Origin of the sequence: Streptomyces sp. NPDC050528 (assembly GCF_044457795.1) — a bacterium.
GTDB lineage: Bacteria > Actinomycetota > Actinomycetes > Streptomycetales > Streptomycetaceae > Streptomyces.
Genome location: NZ_JBITHH010000007.1, coordinates 227,901 through 248,641, shown reverse-complemented (window position 1 = coordinate 248,641; position 20,741 = coordinate 227,901). Strand labels below are relative to the sequence as shown.

Here is a 20,741-nt window from a genome sequence, read left to right as displayed (position 1 = left end):
GAAGGAACAACGATGAAAGTTGCCTGCATCGGCGCAGGTCCCGGAGGCCTGTTCTTCGCCACACTGCTCAAACGGAGCCGGCCCGGCGCCGAGGTCGTTGTCTTCGAACGCAACCGGCCCGACGACACGTTCGGCTTCGGAGTGGTCTTCTCCGACGCCACACTCGACGCCCTCGACGCCGCCGATCCCGTCCTCAGCGAGGCACTGGAGAAGCACGGTCGGCACTGGGACGACATCGAGGTCCGTGTGCATGGCGCCCGGGAGCGCGTCGGCGGCATGGGCATGGCGGCCGTGGTACGCAGGACGCTGCTGAGCCTGCTGCAGGAACGGGCCCGCGCCGAGGGCGTCCAGATGCGCTTCCAGCACGACGTCCGCGACCCGGCTGAACTGGACGACTTCGACCTGGTCGTCGTGTGCGACGGCGCCAACAGCCGCTTCCGCACCCTGTTCGCCGACGACTTCGGACCGGCCGCCGAGGTGGCGAGCGCGAAGTTCATCTGGTTCGGCACCACCTACATGTTCGACGGGCTCACCTTCGTCCACCAGGACGGCCCTCATGGTGTCTTCGCCGCCCACGCCTATCCGATCAACGACTCGCTGAGCACCTTCATCGTCGAGACCGACGCGGACTCCTGGGCCAGGGCCGGTCTCGACGCCTTCGATCCGGCGACCCCGCCGGGCATGAGCGACGAGAAGACCAAGGGCTACCTGGAAAACCTGTTCCGCGAGCAGATCGACGGGCACCCGCTGGTCGGCAACAACTCCCGCTGGGCCAACTTCGCCACCCGCAGGGCCCGTTCGTGGCGACGGGGCAAGTGGGTGCTGCTGGGCGACGCCGCGCACACCGCGCACTTCTCCGTCGGGTCCGGCACCAAGATGGCCATGGAGGACGCGGTCGCGCTGGCCGAGGCCCTGGGGGAGGCGTCGCACAGCGTGCCGGAGGCACTGGAGATCTACGAGGAGCGCCGTCGCCCAAAGGTGGAGAAGATCCAGAACTCGGCGCGGCCCAGCCTGTCCTGGTGGGAGCACTTCGGCCGCTACGTCCGTACGCTCGACGACCCGACGCAGTTCGCCTTCCACTTCCTCACCCGCAGCATCCCGCGGGGCAAACTCGCCGTGCGCGACGCGTTGTACGTGGACCGTGTCGACGGATGGTGGCGCGGCCGTCAGGATGCAGGGCCCCTGCAGACGCCTTTCCGGGGCGGGCCGTACCGACTTCCCTCGCGGCGGGTGACGGTCGACGACGACCTCCTGACCGGGACCGACGGCACCGGCATCCCGATGGTCCCCTTCAGCGGTCAGTCGTCGGAGGCGGGCGTGTGGATCGACGCCCCGGACACTGAGGAGGGCCTGCCGCTCGCCCTTGATCAGGTGCGTGAGACGGCAGAGGCCGGCGCCTTGCTCGTCGGTGTACGCGGTGGTACGGCACTGACCCGCGTACTGGTTGCGGAGGAGGCTCGGCTCGCGCACGGCCTGCCCGCCGCGGTCATCGGGGCGTATGACGAAGACACCGCAACCACACTCCTGCTGTCCGGCAGGGCCGACCTTGTGGGAGGCACCAAGTGAGCGTCCTGGACCCGTTGTTCGCACCCCGAGCTATTGCCGTCCTCGGCGCTTCCGCCACACCCGGGAAGCTCGGCGCGGCTATGACTGACTCCCTGGCTTTCTTCTCGGGGCCGGTGCTGAAAGTCAACTCCGGCCGCCCGGACCCCTACCGGGGCTTCTTCCCCACCATCGGCGAGGCCGTGGCAGCCAACGGCATCACACCTGACTTGGTTGTCTCCTGCATCCCTGCCGCCGTGACCGCCGACGCCCTGCGCGAGGCGGCAGCAGTGGGGGCACGCGCTGCACTTGTGTGCGCCGGCGGGTTCGCAGAAGCCGGCGGGGATGGGCTGCTACACCAGCATGCTTTGGCCGAGGTGGTGCGGGACACCGGCATCCGGGTCCTCGGACCGAATACCTCGGGCTTCCTCGCCCCCCATCGACAGCTCGCGGCCAGTTTCGTCCCCGGCACCCCCGACCTGGAATCGGGTCCGGTGGCGGTCGTAGCGGCCAGCGGGGGAGTGAACCACGCGTTGGCCTTCGCCCTTGACGAGGCCGGCGTAGGACTGCGCCTGGGCGTTGGGCTGGGAAACAGCCTGGACGTCACCCAGGCTGACGTGCTGAACCACCTTGCCGAGGACGACGGTGTACGGGCGATAGCCCTGCACGTGGAGACCGCCGGGGAAGGCCGCCGCCTCACCGACGCCGTGCGCCGTCTGATCGATCGTGTCCCCGTCGTGGCCCTCGTGGTAGGCCGAAGCGACGTTGGCGACTTCGCCCGCTCCCACACAGGTGCCCTGGCCACAAGCTGGCGCGTGACGAGAACGGCTTTGCGCCAGGCGGGCGCCGTCCTCGTCGACGATGAACGTGACCTCGTCGACGCCGTCACCGCACTCGGCCGCATACGGCTCCCGGCCAAGGTACGCCCAGGTGTCGGCCTGGTCACGGCACAAGCCGGACCCGGCCTGCTGCTCACCGACGACTTGCGCTCCCATGGCATCCAGTTGCCGCCGCTGGTCGAACGGACGGTGAAGGAGCTGCGCGAGTTGCTCCCGGTCCTCACGTACCTGAACAACCCCGTCGACACCGGCCGTCCCTCGCCAGTGCTCACGCAGGTCGTGGAGCGGGTTTCGGAGGACCCCGGCATCGATGTCACCACCGTGTACGGTCTGCTGGAGCCCACCGCCGTTGACCTCCCGGCCGCGCTGGCCGCCGCCCGCACGGCCACGCCGCTCGTCGCCGTCGTAGGCGGACCTGAGGAGGAGGCGCGTCAGGCCCGCTGGGAACTCGGCGAGGCTGGCATTCCCTGCGCGGCCACACCGGCCTCCGGTTCCGCCATGGTCCGCGCGCTGGCCGAGGACGCGATCGCTCGCACCCGACTTGAGGCCGTCTTCAGCAGCTCCGACGCATGCACAGTGCCCCCTGCAGGTCGTGTCGACGAGCACACCGCGAAGGGCGTTCTTGCAGACCTGGGCATTCGCACGCCCGTGCGGCGAGTATGCGCAGACCCAGCCGCGGCGCACGAGGCTCTACTGGAGCTCGGAGGACCGGTCGTCGTGAAGATCCTCGACGCGGAGATCCTGCACAAGACAGAGGTCGGTGGGGTCCAGGTCGGCATCCGCACGCACGAGGAGCTCGACGACGCACTCGCCCGCATGCCCGCAAGCCCCGCGCTGCTGGTCGAACAGATGGCCCCCGCAGGACCCGAACTCATCGTCGGCGTACGCCGGGACCCGGTCTTCGGCCCCGTGCTGGCTCTGGGCGCCGGAGGAACGGCCGCCGAAATCCTCGGCGACGTCTCCCTGCGCCTCGCGCCCCTGTCCGAGAACGAGGCCCACGCGATGCTCGACGAGCTCGCCACCCGCCAGCTGTTCCTCGGCGCGCGCGGCGCCACCCCGGTCGACCGCGCGCGACTCACCCATGTACTGCTCGCCCTGGCCTCCCTCGCCGCCGACGACGCCGTGGCCGAGTGTGAGATCAACCCTTTGCGCGTTCTGCCCGACGGCGACGTCGTCGCGCTCGACGCCGTGCTGCTGCTGCGTGACCCCCGGGATCAAGGAGGATCCGATGACGCGTGAGGGATTCGTGCCCTGGCCCAAGGAAGCGGCCGACGGCTACCGCGAGGCCGGGTACTGGCGTGGTCGGCCGCTTGGCTCGTACCTTCACGAATGGGCGGAGAGCTACGGCGACACAGTGGCCGTAGTGGACGGCGACACGCGTCTGACGTATCGCCAACTCGTGGACAGGGCCGACGGATTGGCATGCCGCCTGCTGGACAGTGGTCTCAAGTCCGGGGACGCGATGCTCGTCCAGCTGCCCAACGGCTGGGAGTTCGTCACACTCACCCTTGCCTGTCTGCGGGCTGGAATCGCTCCCGTGATGGCGATGCCCGCGCACCGCGGTCACGAACTGCGCTACCTGGCCGCCCATGCCGAGGTCACCTCGATCGCCGTACCGGACCGACTCGGCGACTTCGACCATCAGGCCCTGGGGCGGGAGGTCGCCGAAGACACCCCGAGCGTAAGGCTGTTGCTCGTGGCGGGTGGCACGGCCGGTACCGACGCCACGGACCTGCGCGCCCTGGCCGAACCGGCCAACGACCCGGCCGGCGCACGGGCCCGGCTCGACGACATCGCCCCGGACAGCGGCGACATCGCCGTCTTCCTGCTCTCCGGCGGTACGACCGGACTACCGAAGCTCATCACCCGCACCCATGACGACTACGAGTACAACGCGCGGCGCAGCGCCGAGGTCTGCGGTCTCGACTCCGACACCGTGTACCTGGTGGCGCTGCCCGCCGGACACAACTTCCCCCTGGCCTGCCCCGGAATCCTGGGCACCCTCATGAATGGCGGCCGGGTCGTCCTGGCCCGCACCCCGGAACCCGGCAAGGTGCTGCCGCTGATGGCCGCCGAGGGCGTGACGGTCACTGCCGCTGTACCGGCCGTCGTCCAGCGCTGGATCGATGCGGTGGCCTCCGGCCGCCACCCCGCCCCGCCCGCACTACGGCTGCTGCAGGTGGGGGGCGCCCGCCTCGCGCCGGAGGTCGCCCGCCGCGCCGAACCCGTGCTCGGCTGCACCCTCCAGCAGGTGTTCGGCATGGCAGAGGGGCTGCTGAACTACACGCGCCCCGACGACCCCGACGAGATCAAGGTTGAGACCCAGGGGCGCCCCATGTGCCCGGACGACGAGATCCACGTCGCCGACGCCTCCGACGAGCCGGTCCGGCCCGGTGAGATGGGCGCGCTGCTCACCCGCGGCCCGTACACCCCACGCGGCTACTACCGGGCCGACGAGCACAACGCCAGAGCGTTTACCCCCGACGGCTGGTATCGCACCGGTGACGTCGTCCGGCTGCATCCGTCGGGCAATCTCGTCGTCGAAGGACGCGACAAGGACCTCATCAACCGGGGCGGCGAGAAGATCTCCGCCGAGGAGGTCGAGAACCTGATCTACCGCCTTCCCGGTGTCGCCCGCGTCGCGGCCGTCGCGAAGGCCGACCCCGATCTGGGGGAGCGGGTGTGCGCGGTCGTGGTCGTCGAGCCGGGGACCCGCTTGAGCCTCGAATCGGTCCGTGCCGCCCTCACCGCCATGCAGGTGGCGCGATACAAGCTCCCGGAAGACCTGCTGGTTGTGGACGAGTTGCCGCTGACGAAGGTCGGTAAGATCGACAAGAAGCGTCTGCGGGATGTCGTCCGTGGCGGGGCGGATTCCGTCGAGGCGGTGTGACGGCGCTCGCCGCGACGGCGAACGGGCCGACGGCGTCACGGTGACCTTCGCTTCCCGGACGGAGTCAATCGGCTTCGCCGGTCTTCCGGCGGTGCCTGGGAAACAGCTCCAGGTACCGCCATCGCCATCACCCCGTGTCCCGACCGTCGAGCCAGTGGCGGGATGTACCCCGCCCTGGCGACCAGCGACATGCGTCCTCTCCTACGTCCTGCCGCTGAGTCTTTCTCCGTGCGGGCCGGGCCGAGTGCTTCGAGCACCAGTCGGTCGGAGGACGCGGATCTATGTCGCCGACGTGAGCCCGCGCCCGACCAGGAACCGAACGTCGCTACCGCCTCGTGCGCCTGGCGAACGGCGCCCGGCCTAGGGTGGCGGTCGTCATTCCCCGTCGCAGACGCCCTCTACAGCGAACTTCTGGTAGAGGTGCGGGTAGGCCACCGTGCCGGCAGGGTAGCTCGCCAGATGCGAGGCGAACTCCGGCGTGCCGAGCGCTGCACGGAGGTGCTCGGTGGATTTCCAGACTGCCACGTTGGTGAAGAGCCGGCTGCCGGCTATGCCCCGGTACAGCTGCACGGAGAGGAGGCTCCCCGACCTCTTCATGTACTCCGCGTCGTCCTTCCAGGCGGCCACCACCTCGTCCTCCTTGCCCTCCGGGGCGACAAAGGTGTTGATGATGGTGACCGGGCCGGCCTCCTCCTTCTGCTGGTCGTGGAAGTGGGTGGACTCGTCGAGCTGGCCGAACTTGAGCATGGTTCCTCCATGTACGCGCGTGTGGTGAGTTGTGATCAAGGAGCGGTTCGGGTGAGGGGCCGGCCCCGTGTGGTACCGCCCGTGGTGTGCGGTCAGGCGTGGTGCTTGTCGAGGAAGTCGGTGATGAGCTGCAGCCACTCGTCGGGCCGCTCCAGCATCGGCAGGTGGCCGGTGGCGATTTCCGCGAGTTGGGCGCCGGGGATGGTCTCGGCGAGCCGGCGGTGCAGGGCGCTGGAGACGAGCCGGTCGTCGGTGGTCGAGACGACCAGGGTGGGGACCGTGATGCCGGCGAGGTCGTCCCGGACGTCGACCTGGCCGACGAGGTCGGTCTGCTCGGCGCTGCCGTCGACCGTACCGGCGGCGACGTAGCCGAGGGTCTGCCGCAGCTGCTCGGCCGGCATCGACTCCAGCGCCTGGGTGCCGAGGGCCACCATGAGCTGGAACTCGGCGAGCAGCTCGCGGTCGCCGGATGCGGCGATCTTGCTCTGGATCGAGGAGGCGAGAGCGAGCCGGTTGTCGCGGTGCGGGAAGGCGGCGGTCAGGACGAGTGCGGTGACGCGCTCGGGGTGGCGGGTGGCGGCGCGGACGGCGACCGGGCCTCCGAGGGAGTAGCCGGACACGGCGAAGCGGTCGACGCCCTCCGCGTCGGCGGCGGCGACGAGTTGGTCGGCGAGCTCGTCGACGGACAGCGGGGTGGTGGAGCGGGGGGTGTCGCCGCTGCCGGGGTAGTCGATGCCGACGACGGTGTGGCGGGCGGCGAGGGCTTCCAGGACGGGGCCGTAGGTGCCGGCCAGGCTGCTGCCGGCGCCGTGGGCGAGGAGCAGGCCGGGGCCGGAGCCGAGGCGAGTGCGGGCGAAGGTGGGTGCGGTGAGGTTGCGGGGTGACATGGGCGTCTGCCTTTCGAATCGTCGACACGCAAGAATCATCCAGTGCGTGTGATTGCTTACTCAGGTCTATCACACGGCGCGTATGATTGCCGCCTGTGACGTCAATCACACATGCCGTATGATGTGCGGGTAGGGTGGTCGCATGAAGCAGCCCCTCCACCGCCGTCAGCCGACTCCGGGCAACCCGCGCGTACAGCGCACCCGCAACCGCGTGCTGGCCGTCGCGCGAGAACTGCTGCCTCAGGTCGGACCGGCCGGGCTCACCTACGCCCTGTTGGCCGAGCGGTCGGACGTCACCCGCCAAACCCTCTACCGGCACTGGCCCACCCGAGCCGCACTGCTCTTCGACCTCGTCCTCGAAGGCCCCGACCTCGGCACGTACCCCGAACCGGGCAGCGACGTGCGCGAGGTGGCCACCGCCTGGCTCAAGAGCCTGCGCGCCGGCGTCAGCGTGCCGGCCGTGCGAGCCGCGGCCCTGGCCGTCACCGCCCAGGCCGACCACGACCCCGACAGTGCGCGCGCGCTCGTCCGCATCGGCGAAGACCGCTATGTCGGCTTCAACAAGCTGCTGGAGCCTTCGGGTATCCAGATCGGCGACGACGAGTTCACCCTCCTGTACGGGCCCGTCCTCGCCCGGCTCTTCCTTGACCGCGGCCAGGTCACCGACGCCTTCATCGACGCCGTCGTCGCCCAATGGCTCACCACGGTGCAGCCTTCCGACGCACAGCAGGACTCCCGGTAGCGGTCACCGAAAGCTCCTGACGGAGGGGAACAATCGCGTTCAGGCAGCTGACCGGACTCCTGACAACCCGCCATCGCCGCCCCTGTCGAGCGAGCCTCGCCGTCCGCTGCTGGGCACTACTGCACATCACCCATGGCCGCCGGCCACCTGTCCGTGTCCGTATGTGGAGCGCAGTCAGGTACTCCCGGACGTGCCCGCCGACGCTGGCTGACCGAGCCGGTGTGGTCGGCCAGCGACCTGAGCGACGCTCCGCAACCAGTACGAAGCCGTCGAAGGCACGGTCGCCAGTGCGGCGATCGGCTTCACGGAGGCTTCATGTGCTGAGTGGTAGGCGCTTTATGCGGCGGCTGTTGTCTGGCGGTCATGCACGAATTCCTCGTCCCGCCGGTGGGCAACGTCGACCACCCTGCTGTGCGGCACCTGACTTCCGCGGTCGGCACCTCGCTGTACCGGTTCCCTCGGGACCGGCGTGTTCCTTCGCATGGGGTCGGCCGGCCACATGGAGCCCGCTTGACACGAGCTCGTCGATGACGCACTGCATGAAGGAACCGTCGGCCTGTTCACCTCGGTGCGGGCAGCGCCGGCACGGCTGACGGCGTTGTCCGCGGGTCCGCTCCACTAGGTTCTGTCCGGCGAATCATGGCCGGAGCCAGAGTCTGATGGCTGCGGTGGTGGGATGTCCGGAACTGCCACACGAAAGCCCCGACGACCGTGACAGCGGCGACGATCGGCGTGATCCAGTGCCCGCCCAGAAACATGAAGTCCGAGGCCGACTCCCCCACACCGGTCGTGAGCAACTTGGCGACCCAGAAGATCGCGATGAGCGCGGGAACCTTGGCCTAGGGGTATCCGGTACGGCGCGCCTGGCTGGTCTCGGTCATGAACGCCCGCCAGCGAGGGCAGAGGTGGAACCGCCGGGAGCCGACCTGTCCCCGAAGCGTTTCGCGACTTGCCGTACCTTGATCATCTGCTCATCCTTCGAACCGGGCCACCGCCGTTCGGTGCCCTGCAAGGACGCTAGGTGTGGCAGTCGAGCAGACCGTGGCACCGCGGGAGTAATCCCGCTCCATCAAGTGGCACCGAGGTACAACACTGTGCGCTTGTTCGCGTCGGCGTCGCGCAGGGACCGGCCGACCAAGGGCGCCGCTTGCTGCTCCATGGGATGGGGGTGGGACCGACGCCCTCCGCCGGTCCCACCCCCATCCCGTCCTGACATCCGACCACCGCTGTCCTGTCGGCCCCGGAGGCTTTCGACAGCCCCCCCGAGGATCAGGCCAGCCCAAGAAGCGCTTCGGCGTTGCCGGCCAGGATGCCCTGGGTGTCCTCTGCGTCGAGACCTGCCCGTTCGATGTAGGCAACGGTGTCGAGGTAGTGCTCGCCGCCCTGGTACGGGAAGTCGCTGCCGAGGACGAGCCGGTCCGCACCGACTGCCTGGACCGCGGCCCGCAGAGCCGCCTGGGAACTGTGGGCGACGGTGTCGTACCACATCCGGCGCGCCGCCTGACTCGGCGGAAGGGGGGCGTCAGGTGCCTCGAAGTGGGCGAGGTTGTCCCACCGCTCCAGCAGCATGGGCAACGCGCCGCCGAAGTGGGAGTTGAGGATGCGCACGTGGGGGAAGCGCGTCACGTACCCACGGGTGATGAGCTGGGCCGCTACGACCGTGTCCTCCACGGGCGCGCCGACCATCCAGGTGAGGTGGTGGTCTGTGATCTGAGGGGAGGCTACGCCGTCGCCGGCGGGGTGGAGGTACATCACGGTGCCGCGGCGGTCGAGTTCCTGCCACACCGGTGCGAAGGCCGGGTCGGTCAGCGCCCGGCCCGCGGCCGAGGTGGTCAGGGCCACGCCCACCACCCCCGGCGCGTCGAGGACACGGTCGAGTTCGGCCAAGGCCGCGTCGACGTGCGGCAGAGGAAGCACAACGAAGGCCAGGAAGCGGTCGGGGTGGCGGTCCACCAGGTCGACGTACCGGTCGTTGATCATGCGTGCGGCCGCCGCGGACAGATCCGGATCCGGCAGTGCTCCCGTCAACGGGGAGGCGGAGATCACCTGCCGGTCCACACCGGCCTGGTCCATCAGAGAGAAGCGGGCCTCAAGTTCCTTGTCCGAGTCGTCGGCCCCAAGCCCACGTTGGCCGCCGGTGGTGGTGACGCCGGAGTCTGCCAGGAAGTCCAGGTAGTCGCTGGGGTAGACGTGTGCGTGCGTGTCGATACGCATGAAGGGGTTCCTCAATCGTCGAGGGCAGGGGGAGGGAGCGGAGTGGGAGGTGGGAGCGGATTCCAGCGGTGCAGGAAAGACTGCTGGGCGAAATGGATGGGCCGAGCTACTTGTCGACCAGGGACATGTGGTGCTCGTTGTAGCGGTCTCCCTGTACCCCGACGCGGCCGACGAGTCCGTTGAGGTCGGCGAGTTCGTCGGCGGAGAGTGGCAGTTGGGTGGCGCCGATGTTCTCCTCGATGCGTGCGCTGCGCCGGGTTCCGGGGATCGGAACGACCGACGGATGCTGTGCGAGCAGCCAGGCGAGCGCGACCTGGCCCGGTGTGGCGTCCTTGGCCTGCGCGAGCAGGGTGACGTGATCGACGAGCGCTTGGTTCGCTGCCCGGTTCTCGGCAGTGAACCGTGGGATGTTCGTGCGGACGTCGTCGGCGGTGAATGGCGTCTTGGCGTCCACTGTCCCGGTCAGGAATCCCTTGCCGAGCGGGCTGAAGGGTACGAATCCGATGCCGAGTTCCGAGCAGGTCGGCAGAACCTCATGTTCGGGGTCCCGGGTCCACAGCGAGTACTCGCTCTGTACTGCCGTCACCGGGTGGACCGCGTGGGCGCGGCGGATGGTCTGCGCACTGGCCTCGGAAAGCCCGAAGCAGCGCACCTTGCCTTCCTGCACGAGCTCCCCCACGGCTCCGGCGACGTCTTCGATCGGCACATCCGGATCGACGCGGTGCTGGTAGAAAAGGTCGAGCGTTTCGACCCTGAGCCGTTTGAGGGATGCCGTAGCGACGGCTCGAATCTGCTCGGGCCGGCTGTTGAGTCCGGCGGGGGCGCCGTTCGGGATGCGGAATCCGAACTTGGTGGCGATCACTGCCTGGTCTCGCACCGGGGCGAGGGCTTCTCCCAGGAGCTCTTCGTTGACGTAGGGGCCGTACACCTCTGCGGTGTCGAAGAACGTGACTCCGCGGTCTACGGCGCCACGCAGTACGGCGATCATGTCCGTGCGATCGCCGGGATTGGGGCCGTAGCTCTGGGACATGCCCATGACGCCGAGACCGATGGCGGAGACATGCAGGTCGCGTCCGAGCGTTCGGGTGTGCATTCTTCCTCCTCGTTGCTGTCAATGCCGGTGGGTGGGTTTCAGGCCGTAGGCAGGCCGCCGCCGCAGCCGGTGTCGTCGCGAGTTGCTTTTCATTCGCGTGACCGCGTCGAGGCCGCCGTACTCCAGTTCACCGCTCTGTCCGCGGAAACAGACGTTTGGCGTTCGCCGTCGTGAGCGATCGCCATGACGTGTCATGTGCCGGTGGATCGGCCGCGTCGATCGCCGCGATGTGGGTGTCGGCCAGCGGGGCAGGTGTCCAGCAGTAGTCGCTGCCGAACAGCACACGGTCCGGATCGACCAGCTGGAGGAGCGCCGGGACCTGGCGTGGGAAGGCAGTGCCCGCCATGTCGTAGTACAGGGCGCGCAGTTGCTGCACGGCGTCGGGGCCGGGCGGCTGCTGTGCAGGCAGGAACAGGCTCATGAACTCGTTGATGCGGTCGGCCAGGACGGGAATCGAGCCGCCGCAGTGCGGGACGATCACCCGCATGTTCGGGTGACGCGTCAGGACCCCCGCCATCACCAGGTCAGTGACGGTGCGGGCCGTGTCGAAGATGTACTCGACCATCGGGCGCGGTCTGCCGAGAGCGGACTGTTCCCAGCACACTGGTGAGGTGGGGTGCACGAAGACCACGGCGCGGCGGCGGTCGAGTTCTGCGAAGACCGGGTCGAGGCGCTGGTCGCCCAGGTAGACGCCGTGCGTGTGTGTCATCAATGCCACGCCGTCGGCGCCGAGTTCGTCGAAGGAGAAGGCGATCTCCTCCACCGCACCGTCGACGTCCGGCAGCGGAAGTGACACGAAGTTGCCGAAACGGCCCGGGTGGTCCCGGGTCAGTTCGGCCGTGTACTCGTTGATGCGCCGGGCAAGGAGGCGGGCCGCCTTGTCGTCGCCGAAGTGCACACCGGGGGAGGACATGGAGAGCATCGCGGTCTCGATGCCGTTGCGGTCCATCAGATCGAGATGGGCTTGCACGGACCATGACGGCCAGCCGCCCATCCCGTCGGGGTGGGCGTGGCCGGCCGCCGTCGCCTGCTGGACGTAGAAGTCGGGAAGCATGTGGGCGTGAACATCGATGAGGCTGGAGGACATGGCAGCGGGATTCCTTCTCGTGGGGCTCGCGTCGTCAGGGCACATACCGCAAGCGGCCTACTCCACCTGTTCGCCTCCGGCCAGCCGGACCTCTTCGTTGTCCAGGGCGGCCTGGAGACGGCGGAGCACGGTGTCGTCGATCTGCGACTCGTCCCTCAGGCGGACGACGGTCGCACGCTTTGTGGCGATGAGGGCGAGGCGGAGGTCGGTGTAGTGGCGGTTGTGGAGCAGTGCCGGATCGTCGTCGGTGCCCGCGCCCCTCGCCCGTACGGTCGCCAGGTTGGCCTCGTACTCCTGGCGCAGCCACTCCACGACCTTCGGAGTAGTCCCCTGTTCGGCGGCGAGCTGCGGCAGCGCCTTGATGGCCTCCTCGGTCGCCGTGGTCTCGGCGAGGACCTGCTCCTCGTCGACTGAGGTGTCGCGGGGCAGCCGGGCCCAGCGCACCACGACCGGCAGCAGCAGGCCCTGCACCACGAGGGTCACCACGATGACGCCGGAGGTGACGAAGACGATGAACGCGCGGCCGGGGAACGGCTCGCCCGAGTCGAGGTTCTGCGGCACGGACAGTGCCACGGCCAGTGACACCGCGCCCCGGAAGCCCGCCAGCCCGCTGACCACTCGTGCCCGGTCGCTCATTCTCCGCAGGCGCTGCTCGGGGCGCCGGTCGATCGCGCGGATCAGGTAGGCGGAGGAGAACAGGAATGCGAACCGGACCGCGACCAGGACCACGCTGACCGCCCCGATCGCGATGAGGGCGTCCCTGAGGTCGGATCGGCTCAAGTGGCGCAGCGCGTACTGCAGTTCCACTCCGACTAGGACGAACAGCGCGCCGTTGATGATGAAGGTGGCCAGCGGCCAGAAGGCCAGTGCCTGACGACGGTGATCGGCGCGGATGAGGCTGGGCGCCACCTGGGCCATGATCAGGCCGCTCACGACGACCGCGAGGACGCCGGAGGCGTGGATCAACTCGGCCAGCAGGTACGCCGTGAACGGAGCGAGGATCATGACCAGGTTGCCGAGCAGGGGATCGTCCAGTCGGCGCCGCAGGTTCATGTTGACCCAGGCGACCGCCACTCCGACCGCGGCCCCTCCGCCGTAGGCCAGCAGGAACAGCGCTCCGACGTGCGGCAGTGCCAGGTGCTCCCCGCCGACGGTGATACCGATCGCCAGGCCGTAGATGACCAGTGCGGTGCCGTCGTTGACGAGGCTTTCCGCACGCAGCACGGTGATCTGACGGCGCGGCAGGGAGCCTGCCAGGGCACTCACCGCGGTGGCGTCGGTGGGTGCCACGGCCGCGCCCAGGGCCCACGCCGGTCCCCACGGCAGCCCGAGCACGTGCCCGGCGACCGCCACAGCCCCCGCGGTGAGGATGACCAGGACCGTGCTGAGCAGGACGATTCCGCGCAGGTTCGTCCGGATCTCCCGCATCGAGGTGGTCAGACTCTCCCAGTAGAGGAGTACAGGAAGGAAGAGCAACAACACGACGTCGGGCGGGAGTTGGGTCTGGCGGACGGCCGGGACGAGGCCGATGAGTGCGCCCACGACGAGCAGAACGACGGGCGGCGCGACGTGGAAGCGCTGCCCCAGAACGTTGCCCACCAGCACGGCCGCACCCAGGACGACGACGAGTTCGAGACCGAGCATGGTGCCTACTCCTGTGCGGGACTGGCTGTCGGTGGTGCTTCAGCGGCTGCCAGCGGGATCGTCTCGGTCACCGGGGTACCAGTCGCAGTGTCGTGGAGCGCGCCGCGACCAAGGGGTCGACGTACGCGTCGCCGAAGCGGCCGTACTTGGTGCGGTACGCGGTGTCGACGCGGTCGTCGACCTCGGAGTCCGCCACCTGCACGAAGGTGACGTCCTTGTCGACGCCTCCGGAGCGGATGTGTCCCTCGTGGACGGCGCGGGCCCTGCGCCACCAGCCGCCGTCCGTACCGCGGAAGGAACGAACGTACAGATCGTCGCCGTCGCGGACGACCCAGACCGGCACCGGACCCTGCAATGTGCCGTCATCGCGGCGCGGCGCCATCTCCAACTCGTCGGCCGCGGCGATGCGGTCGAGCTCGTCGTTCGTCCATTTCGGCATCGGTGTTCTCCGGTCGAGGAGGCTGCGGGCGGGGCGGGCATGCGGGAACTTCGGAGGCCGAGCAGGGCGTAAGGCGGTGCCGCTGTGGTGGAGGGTGCCGGAAGGCCCGTGGTCAGGCGGGAGTGGTGGTGAGCGGGTCACCGAGGTGGGTGCGGGTGATTCCGAGTGAGTCCTCGAAAACGCGATAGTCGTTGATCAGTCCGTCGGCGACGGTGAAACGCAGGATCATCTCGCTTTCGAGTACCTGTCCCGAGGGGTGGAACCGGGAGGAGTACCGGCCCGGTGCCAGGACTCGTCCGTCGGCCTCCACCATGGTGCCCAGCTCGAATGCGAGTGGCTCGACGGCGGCGAAGAACGCGGTGAGGGACTGCCGGATCTCCTCTGGACCGGTGCGGCTCCCGGCCCAGGGGGTCAGGGCCGGATCGCCCGGAATCGTCCAGGTCGCGTCGGGTGTGAAGTGGGAGAGGGTGCGCTTCATGTCGCGGGTGCCGAAGGCGTCGAAGTACGCCTCGACGGTGGCGATCGCCTCGCTGGTCATGGCTGTCGGTCCGTTCTGTTCGGTGGCTGGGACGGTCGAACGGCCGCTGCTGCTCGGTTGTGCCGGCGGTGCTGGGCGCGGCTGGTTCGGCGCCCACCACCGCCGGGCTTCAGGTCACGGACGCAGCAGCGTCTTGATGGCGCGGCGCTCGTCCATGGCCTTGTAGCCCTCGGCGGCCTCGTCCAGGGGCAGGGTGAGGTCGAAGACCTTGCCCGGGTTGATGCGGCCGCTGAAGACGCGGTCGATGAGGTCGGGAAGGTAGGCGCGCACGGGGGCAGGGCCACCGCGCAGACCGACGTGGGAGAAGAAGAGCTCTTGGCCGTCGATCTGCGAGCCGTGGGGGAAGCCGACGAAGCCGACGTTGCCGCCGGGGCGGGTGGACTGCAGGGCCTGGCGCAGCGACTCCTGGGTGCCGACGCATTCGAGGACCGAGTCGGCGCCGATGCCGTTCGTCAGTTCCCTGACGCGGGCGACGCCTTCCTCGCCGCGTTCGGTGACGATGTCGGTGGCGCCGAATTCCAGTGCCAGCTTCTGTCGGGACTCGTGGCGGCTCATGGCGATGATGCGCTCGGCGCCCAGTTCCTTTGCAGCGATGACGCCAGACAGTCCCACCGCGCCGTCACCGACGACCACGGTCGTCGAACCAGGCCTGACCTCGGCCGCCTTGGCGGCGTACCAGCCGGTGCCCATGACGTCGGACAGTGTCAGCAGGCTGGGGATCAGCTCCTCGGCCGGCTGCTCCGGGGTGGCGACCAGGGTGCCGTCGGCGAGGGGAATGCGGACGTACTCGGCCTGGGCGCCGTTCACCCACTGCGCGTGCTGGCAGGAGGTCTGGTAGCCGAACTGGCAGACCGGGCAGGTGTTGTCGGAAGCGACGAAGGAGCCGATGACGAACTGGCCCGGTCTGACGTTCGACACGTCGCTGCCGACCTCCTCGACGATGCCGACGTACTCGTGGCCGATCGGCTGCGGCTCGTTGACCGGCAGGACGCCTCGATAGCTCCACAGGTCGGAGCCGCACACGCAGGCGGCGACGGTGCGGATGACCGCGTCCGTCGATGCCGTGATCTTCGGCTCTGGGGCGTTCTCCACCCGGATGTCCCCAGGCGCGTGAATGATGGTTGCTCGCATGGTGCCTTTCCAGCTCTTGTCAGGTCTGTCGTCGTGTCAGGGGCGGGTACGGGTACTGACGCGCGGGCCGTTGTAGTCGTCGTCAGGGACGTGTTCGAGCCAGGTGGTGTCGTCCGTCTCCCACAGCGGGAGATGGACCATGACCTGGTCGGGCGAGGCACCGTGCCAGTGCTCCTCACCCGGGGGTGTGTGGATGACGTCGCCGGGATGGGCCTCGATGATGTCGCCGCCACGGGCCTGCACCAGGGCGACGCCTTCGACGATGTGGAGGGTCTGGCCAAGACCGTGGGAGTGCCAGGCGGTGCGGGCTCCGGGAGCGAACCGGACCAGGTTGGCCCGCATCCGCGAGGGGGCCTCACCGCGGTGGATCACGTCGGCGTAGGCGCCGCCGGTGAACCACTCGGCCGGGAGCTTCAAGGTGGGAGGCCGCTTCAGCAGTTCCATGGTGTGTCGTTCCTCCGGCGTGGTGCTGCCGCCGGACCACGCGGCGGCGATGTGGGTGAGACCCCGGGATGTGGGGTGTGCGCGGGCGGAGGAGTGTCAGCCGGACTGGTCGGACTTCTCCACGATCTCCTTGAGCTGGGTCATCGCGGTCATGGCGTTGGGCCATCCGGCGTAGAAGGCCAGATGGGTGATGACCTCGACCAGTTCGTCCTTGGTCACGCCGTTCTCCAGCGCCTTGCCGAGGTGGAAGCCGAGCTGGTCGGTTCGGTACAAGGCGGCGAGAGCGGTGACGGTGACGAGGCTGCGATCGCGCGGAGACAGACCCGGCCGCTCCCAGATGTCGCCGAACAGGACGGTGTCGGTCACCTCCGCGAGCTTGGGGGCGAACTCCTGGATCGCCGGCGGCGCGAACTTCTTCCGTTCGGACATGAGGTGGTGCTCCTAGCATGTGTGCGGGGGGATTCAGGCCGCTCGGTCCTGAACCGGGTGGCGGGACGGGTGCTCGCCGAAGAACGAGATGAGCTCGGCGAGGGCGGGGAGGCGTATTCGTCCTCTTCGTCCTCGCCGTGCAGGCCGAAGCGGGACGTACCGTCGATCCAGAACAACTCCGCCGGCACCCGGCGCGTTCGACGGCCATTCGGCTGGCCGTGGGCAGTGGATGCCTCGCTGCCCACGATCATCAGCAGCGGGCGCGGCGCGAGGAACTCGATGCCGGCGAAGGAGTCCGACTGGGCGATCTGGTCGAATCTGCGCAGCACCCACGCGTTCTCGCAGCGCAGGCGCGCGGTAGCACTCGTTCCCCTGCCGGAGATGGTCCGGTGTCGTTTCGCCGACTTCCTCGGGCGCGATGTGTTCGAGGAAGTCGTGTTCGCCGAGGGCCTCGACCACGCGGAGCGGGCCAGTGCGGGCGAATGGATCGCGGAAGACGACTGGGTCCTGACCGCCACCGAGCCGGACGCGCAGCAGGCTGCCGAGGCAGGCGGCGCTGACCGTGCCGACGGTCCTGGAGCGAAGGTCGCTCAGGGCGGCGCACACCGCGTGGCCGCTGGCGGAGATGCCCAGTGCGCCGAGGCGGATGACGGCGCTTTTGATGTCCTCGGCTCGCTGGACGGGGTGCTCCAGGAAACGGCGTTCGCCTTCACATGCGCCCTGGTGAGCGGCGTCGGAGGCGAGGGCGGCGAAGCCCGCCTCGGTCGGACGCCGGGCGTAGGGTCCGGCGGCCTGCTCCTTCACCCCACCCCACGGGTGGATGACCGCGATCGCGGGCAGTGGATGTCCGGCGCGGGATTCGGGAGTGTGCAGGTGACCGGTCGGCGTCAGGCCCTTGCTGACGAAGGTGACATCCGTCCGCACTGTTCTAACTCGCCTCCTCTGCCTGCAGCATGGAAATACGCGGAATTGGTGACGTGTGAAAGCAATTCTGACCGGGGGTGGGCCGTCCCGCTTGTTCGGGTGGACGCTCCCCGTAGGCCGCCTCTGATCGCCGAACACGCCATTGACCCTGCCACCTCCACGAGAATCCGCAAAGGGGAGAATTCCACCCTGGGTATCACTTATCCAGGGGAGGGATTCCTACCCCCCTCGTGCGGACCGAGCGGTGTGCCACCAGCTGGCATGGCCAGCGGCGCGCATCTGAACGAGCTGCGACAATTCCTCAAGCTGCGGAGGGCCGAGTTGAGCCCGCGCGCAGTTGGCCTGCCCGACACCGGTGGCCGGCGGGTGCCTGGCCTGCGCCGGGAGGAGGTTCTTCTCCTCGCCATCAGCACCTACTACTACACCCGGCTGGAGCAGGGCCGCATCCAGCCGTCCGCGTCAGGGCTGGCCGCACTCGCCCAGGTCCTGCGTCTGGGCGACAACCAGCGCGACCGGCCATGACCGAGAAGGGTGTCGCCGACCCGAGGACCCGTTCCGACGCTGGCGCACCGCGTGTCACGGAGCACCACTGGTCGTTGCTTTCGGCGCTCACCACATGCCATGGCGCCCACGACGCCAGGGGCGCTGTCTCATGAGTAGACAGGGACATCGCCGAGGGCGTGGGCGTTGTGGCCGGGCAGTCTGCCCTTTTGGACAGGCGGAACAGTCAGAAAGGACAGTCGGGCGTGGGGCCGTCCCGTCCCAGAATGAAGGCGTTACCCAGGGTCTGCCTCCTCGGCGGCGTACGCGTGCATGACGGGAATTCAGATGCATGAAGACCGCAGGCAGGTGCCTTCCAACCACCGACGCCGCGGGAGCGGTACCGGTAGGCGGCACTGCCGAGAGCCATGGAGTGTTGGGCGGTCGTCGGCGGCTGTGCTGACAGAAGGACAGGATTCATGACGATGGTCAATGGCTGGGTTGATGTGCACGCGCACTTCACACCGCCGCTCACCGAAGAGCAGCGGCTCAGGCAGTGGGAGGGCCTGCGCGCGCAGCGGTTCCTGGCGCCGCAGCCGTTTTCCTGGAGTCCGGAGTCCGCCTTGGACTACATGGACCGGACCGGTATAGCCATGCAGCTGCTCAGCAACACCCACGTGTTCTCGCCGCAGGCGGTGCAAGACTCCAACGACTACGGGGCGAAGATCGTCGCGGATCATCCGACCAGGTTCGGGTTGTTGGCGGCGTTCCCCACCGACGATCCCCAGGCGGCGCTGGCCGAGATCGGTCGGGCCAAATCGGACCTTCACGCCGACGGATACGCGGTGAGCGCCCGGTACAACGAGGTGTTCCTCGGCGACGAGCGGCTGGAACCGGTGTGGGCCGAGTTGAACCGCCGTCGTGCGGTTGTCTTCGTGCACCCGAATACGATCGCGCCGCCGCAACTCGGCCTCCCCGTCACCTTGATGGATGTGGGGTTCGAGACCGCCCGGAGTGTTGTCGACATGCTCTACGCCGGAGTGTTCCGCCGCTACCCGGACCTGACGCTGATTCTCGCCCACGCCGGTGGAGCGTTGCCGGCGATGTCCGGACGGCTGGGGCAGTTGGGAGCGGAGCCCTGGGTGCCCAACCCGCAGAACATCACCCGGGAGGAGATTCGCGAGCATTTGGCCAGGCTGTACTTGGACACCGCCAACGCGGGAGCCGACGCCCCCCTCGCATCGGCGCTTGCCACGGTCCCGCGTGACCACCTGGTCTACGGCTCCGACACCGGCGCGCCCTGCAACACGGACGAGACGCTGGCGACCAACATCCGGGCGCTGCGTGACTCCCGCCTGCTGGCCGAAGGTGGAGCCGACCAACTCGGGCGTCGAGGCTGGGACCTGTTCCCGACCGCCAGCCGTCGCGCCGGCAGAAGCTGAACCGCTGGTCCGGTCCCCTGCCGCCAGAAACGCGAAGCGGAGCTGCCGCGTAAAAGGTCAAGTCCGAGACCGGCACCCTCACGGTGCGGACGCTCCCACCCCTGCGAAAGCGCAGGACGCCAGTACGGGAAGTCGACCGGCACGGCCATCCACTTCACGCCGTTGTCGACCAGGTAGCGCACATCGTCGAGGAACTCCCGGTGGCAGTACGCCTCCGGGCGCCCGCCCCGTTTCAGGAGCCAGCCAGCCAGGCACCGGCATCGCGGAGCGGACCTCGGCCCACTCCGCATCCGTCATGTCACTCGGACAGCACCGGGCCCGTGCCGTCGAGAGGGTGTCCAACTCGGTCGTCACAAGTCGATGTTGGACGCCTCCTCCGTCTGGGGACCTCACGTTCGGCACTGCTCGCCTCCAGATGTTCCGTCCGGGGAGGTCGTGGACGGGTTAGCCGGGTCTCGGCTGAGAGATCTTGAACAGGTAAGGGTCTTCCGGTTCGGTGTGGACTGCGACGTCTACACCGAACCGGAAGACCCTAGTGGTTCAGCCATGCACCCCTGCCCGAGACCGGACGCCTCCGCTTGGCGCACTGTGCAGTCGAGGACGACTCGCCCGTGGGGCCGGCTGCGGAGCGCCCTCAGGTCTCCCGACCACCGCTCGGCGATGGGCGGACGAGAGTCAGAGTGCGCTCAGCGCGGCGCGGGCTACCTCGTCGTCCTGGGCCGGGGTGCCGCCGCCGACGGCGAGGGCGCCGATGAACTGACTGTTCTCGAAGATCGGTCGACCGCCGGCCAGCAGGCTGGCGCCGGCGGCGATGTGGGAGGCGATCTGGCCCGGGTCCTTGATGTTGGAGGCCAGGTCGGCGGTAGCGGTCCGGTAGGTGCGCGCGGTGTGTGCTTTGTGCGGTACCAACGCGGCCGCCGCCGAGCTGTTGTTGTCCATGCGAAGGGACGCCTTGGCTTCGCCGGCGGAGTCGACGACCACCACATACATGGGGGGAAGCGTGGGGTGGTCCCGCACGTAGCGGACGGCGGCCTCGGCGAGCCGCTGAGCCTGGGCCAGGCTGATCGTCCGCGTCGCGATCGATCCACCGCTGCCGGTGGCGGCCGAGGCGCTGCCGGCAGCCATCTGGCCGACCGCAAGTCCGCCCGCTACCGCCCCCGCTATTCCGAGCATTCCGCGTCTTGTGGCCAGGGTGTTGACGGATTCCTCTGTCATGGCTTGCTCCTACG

General features: G+C 68.9%; 18 protein-coding genes and 1 pseudogene. 6 read left to right on the top strand and 13 right to left on the bottom strand.

All coding sequences use genetic code 11. The features are described from left to right. The first annotated feature begins 12 nt into the window (after positions 1–12). The 3 genes from ACIBK4_RS25080 to ACIBK4_RS25070 are packed head-to-tail and all read left to right on the top strand — an operon-like array spanning position 13 to position 5,271. Entirely contained in the window at positions 13–1,566 is a 1,554-nt protein-coding gene (locus ACIBK4_RS25080) for an FAD-dependent monooxygenase (RefSeq protein WP_398997702.1), read from the top strand. Further along, on the top strand, positions 1,563–3,620 hold the full coding sequence (locus tag ACIBK4_RS25075) for an acetate--CoA ligase family protein (protein WP_398997700.1): 2,058 nt from the start codon (positions 1,563–1,565) through the stop codon (positions 3,618–3,620). The genes ACIBK4_RS25080 and ACIBK4_RS25075 overlap by 4 nt, the downstream gene beginning before the upstream one ends. Further along, on the top strand, positions 3,610–5,271 hold the full coding sequence (locus ACIBK4_RS25070; RefSeq protein WP_398997697.1) for a (2,3-dihydroxybenzoyl)adenylate synthase: 1,662 nt from the start codon (positions 3,610–3,612) through the stop codon (positions 5,269–5,271). Before ACIBK4_RS25075 ends, ACIBK4_RS25070 begins: the two co-directional genes overlap by 11 nt. 375 nt (positions 5,272–5,646) lie before the next feature. Here ACIBK4_RS25070 and ACIBK4_RS25065 read toward each other — a convergent pair whose 3' ends face one another. Further along, positions 5,647–6,018 carry an antibiotic biosynthesis monooxygenase gene (locus tag ACIBK4_RS25065; protein ID WP_266393487.1) on the bottom strand — a complete coding sequence of 124 codons (372 nt, stop codon included), beginning with the start codon at positions 6,016–6,018 and terminating at the stop codon, positions 5,647–5,649. 92 nt (positions 6,019–6,110) lie between these two features. Beyond that, positions 6,111–6,905, bottom strand: a complete 795-nt coding sequence (locus ACIBK4_RS25060; RefSeq protein WP_398997695.1) for an alpha/beta fold hydrolase — start codon at positions 6,903–6,905, stop codon at positions 6,111–6,113. Positions 6,906–7,047: 142 nt separating this feature from the next. Between ACIBK4_RS25060 and ACIBK4_RS25055 the strand changes: the two genes are divergently transcribed. After that, positions 7,048–7,647 carry a TetR/AcrR family transcriptional regulator gene (locus ACIBK4_RS25055; protein WP_398997693.1) on the top strand — a complete coding sequence of 200 codons (600 nt, stop codon included), beginning with the start codon at positions 7,048–7,050 and terminating at the stop codon, positions 7,645–7,647. Between the two features lie 560 nt (positions 7,648–8,207). On the opposite strand, the gene ACIBK4_RS25050 is transcribed toward ACIBK4_RS25055, so the two are convergent. The 10 genes from ACIBK4_RS25050 to ACIBK4_RS25005 form a co-directional block, all read right to left on the bottom strand. After that, a complete protein-coding gene (locus tag ACIBK4_RS25050; protein ID WP_398998266.1) occupies positions 8,208–8,462 on the bottom strand; it encodes a hypothetical protein in 255 nt (84 codons plus the stop codon). A gap of 454 nt (positions 8,463–8,916) precedes the next feature. Further along, complete coding sequence (locus ACIBK4_RS25045; RefSeq protein ID WP_398997691.1) at positions 8,917–9,861, bottom strand: amidohydrolase family protein; 945 nt, start codon at positions 9,859–9,861, stop codon at positions 8,917–8,919. A gap of 106 nt (positions 9,862–9,967) precedes the next feature. Then, positions 9,968–10,954, bottom strand: a complete 987-nt coding sequence (locus tag ACIBK4_RS25040; protein ID WP_398997689.1) for an aldo/keto reductase — start codon at positions 10,952–10,954, stop codon at positions 9,968–9,970. Positions 10,955–11,081: 127 nt separating this feature from the next. Continuing rightward, positions 11,082–12,041 carry an amidohydrolase family protein gene (locus tag ACIBK4_RS25035; protein WP_398997687.1) on the bottom strand — a complete coding sequence of 320 codons (960 nt, stop codon included), beginning with the start codon at positions 12,039–12,041 and terminating at the stop codon, positions 11,082–11,084. 57 nt (positions 12,042–12,098) lie between these two features. Continuing rightward, positions 12,099–13,685 carry a Na+/H+ antiporter gene (locus ACIBK4_RS25030; protein ID WP_398997684.1) on the bottom strand — a complete coding sequence of 529 codons (1,587 nt, stop codon included), beginning with the start codon at positions 13,683–13,685 and terminating at the stop codon, positions 12,099–12,101. Positions 13,686–13,752: 67 nt separating this feature from the next. Then, the gene (locus ACIBK4_RS25025; protein WP_398997681.1) at positions 13,753–14,124 is read right to left on the bottom strand and encodes a DUF2255 family protein; all 372 of its coding nucleotides are present in this window, start codon (positions 14,122–14,124) and stop codon (positions 13,753–13,755) included. A 112-nt stretch (positions 14,125–14,236) separates the two neighbouring features. Continuing rightward, positions 14,237–14,662, bottom strand: coding sequence for a nuclear transport factor 2 family protein (locus ACIBK4_RS25020; RefSeq protein WP_398997679.1), 426 nt, complete (start codon positions 14,660–14,662; stop codon positions 14,237–14,239). A 114-nt stretch (positions 14,663–14,776) separates the two neighbouring features. Continuing rightward, positions 14,777–15,793: a zinc-dependent alcohol dehydrogenase family protein gene (locus tag ACIBK4_RS25015; protein ID WP_398997677.1), complete on the bottom strand. Its 1,017-nt coding sequence runs from the start codon at positions 15,791–15,793 to the stop codon at positions 14,777–14,779. 36 nt (positions 15,794–15,829) lie between these two features. After that, entirely contained in the window at positions 15,830–16,237 is a 408-nt protein-coding gene (locus ACIBK4_RS25010; protein WP_398997675.1) for a cupin domain-containing protein, read from the bottom strand. Positions 16,238–16,333: 96 nt separating this feature from the next. After that, on the bottom strand, positions 16,334–16,666 hold the full coding sequence (locus ACIBK4_RS25005; protein ID WP_398997673.1) for a carboxymuconolactone decarboxylase family protein: 333 nt from the start codon (positions 16,664–16,666) through the stop codon (positions 16,334–16,336). Between the two features lie 1,185 nt (positions 16,667–17,851). Here ACIBK4_RS25005 and ACIBK4_RS25000 point away from each other — a divergent pair. Together ACIBK4_RS25000 and ACIBK4_RS24995 are read left to right on the top strand one after the other, a co-directional pair. After that, positions 17,852–18,100: pseudogene (locus tag ACIBK4_RS25000) on the top strand (transcriptional regulator); the annotation flags it as partial. Positions 18,101–18,549: 449 nt separating this feature from the next. Next, positions 18,550–19,512: an amidohydrolase family protein gene (locus tag ACIBK4_RS24995; protein ID WP_398997671.1), complete on the top strand. Its 963-nt coding sequence runs from the start codon at positions 18,550–18,552 to the stop codon at positions 19,510–19,512. Between the two features lie 675 nt (positions 19,513–20,187). Here ACIBK4_RS24995 and ACIBK4_RS24990 read toward each other — a convergent pair. After that, positions 20,188–20,727, bottom strand: a complete 540-nt coding sequence (locus tag ACIBK4_RS24990; RefSeq protein ID WP_398997669.1) for a heme-binding protein — start codon at positions 20,725–20,727, stop codon at positions 20,188–20,190. Positions 20,728–20,741: the final 14 nt, after the last annotated feature.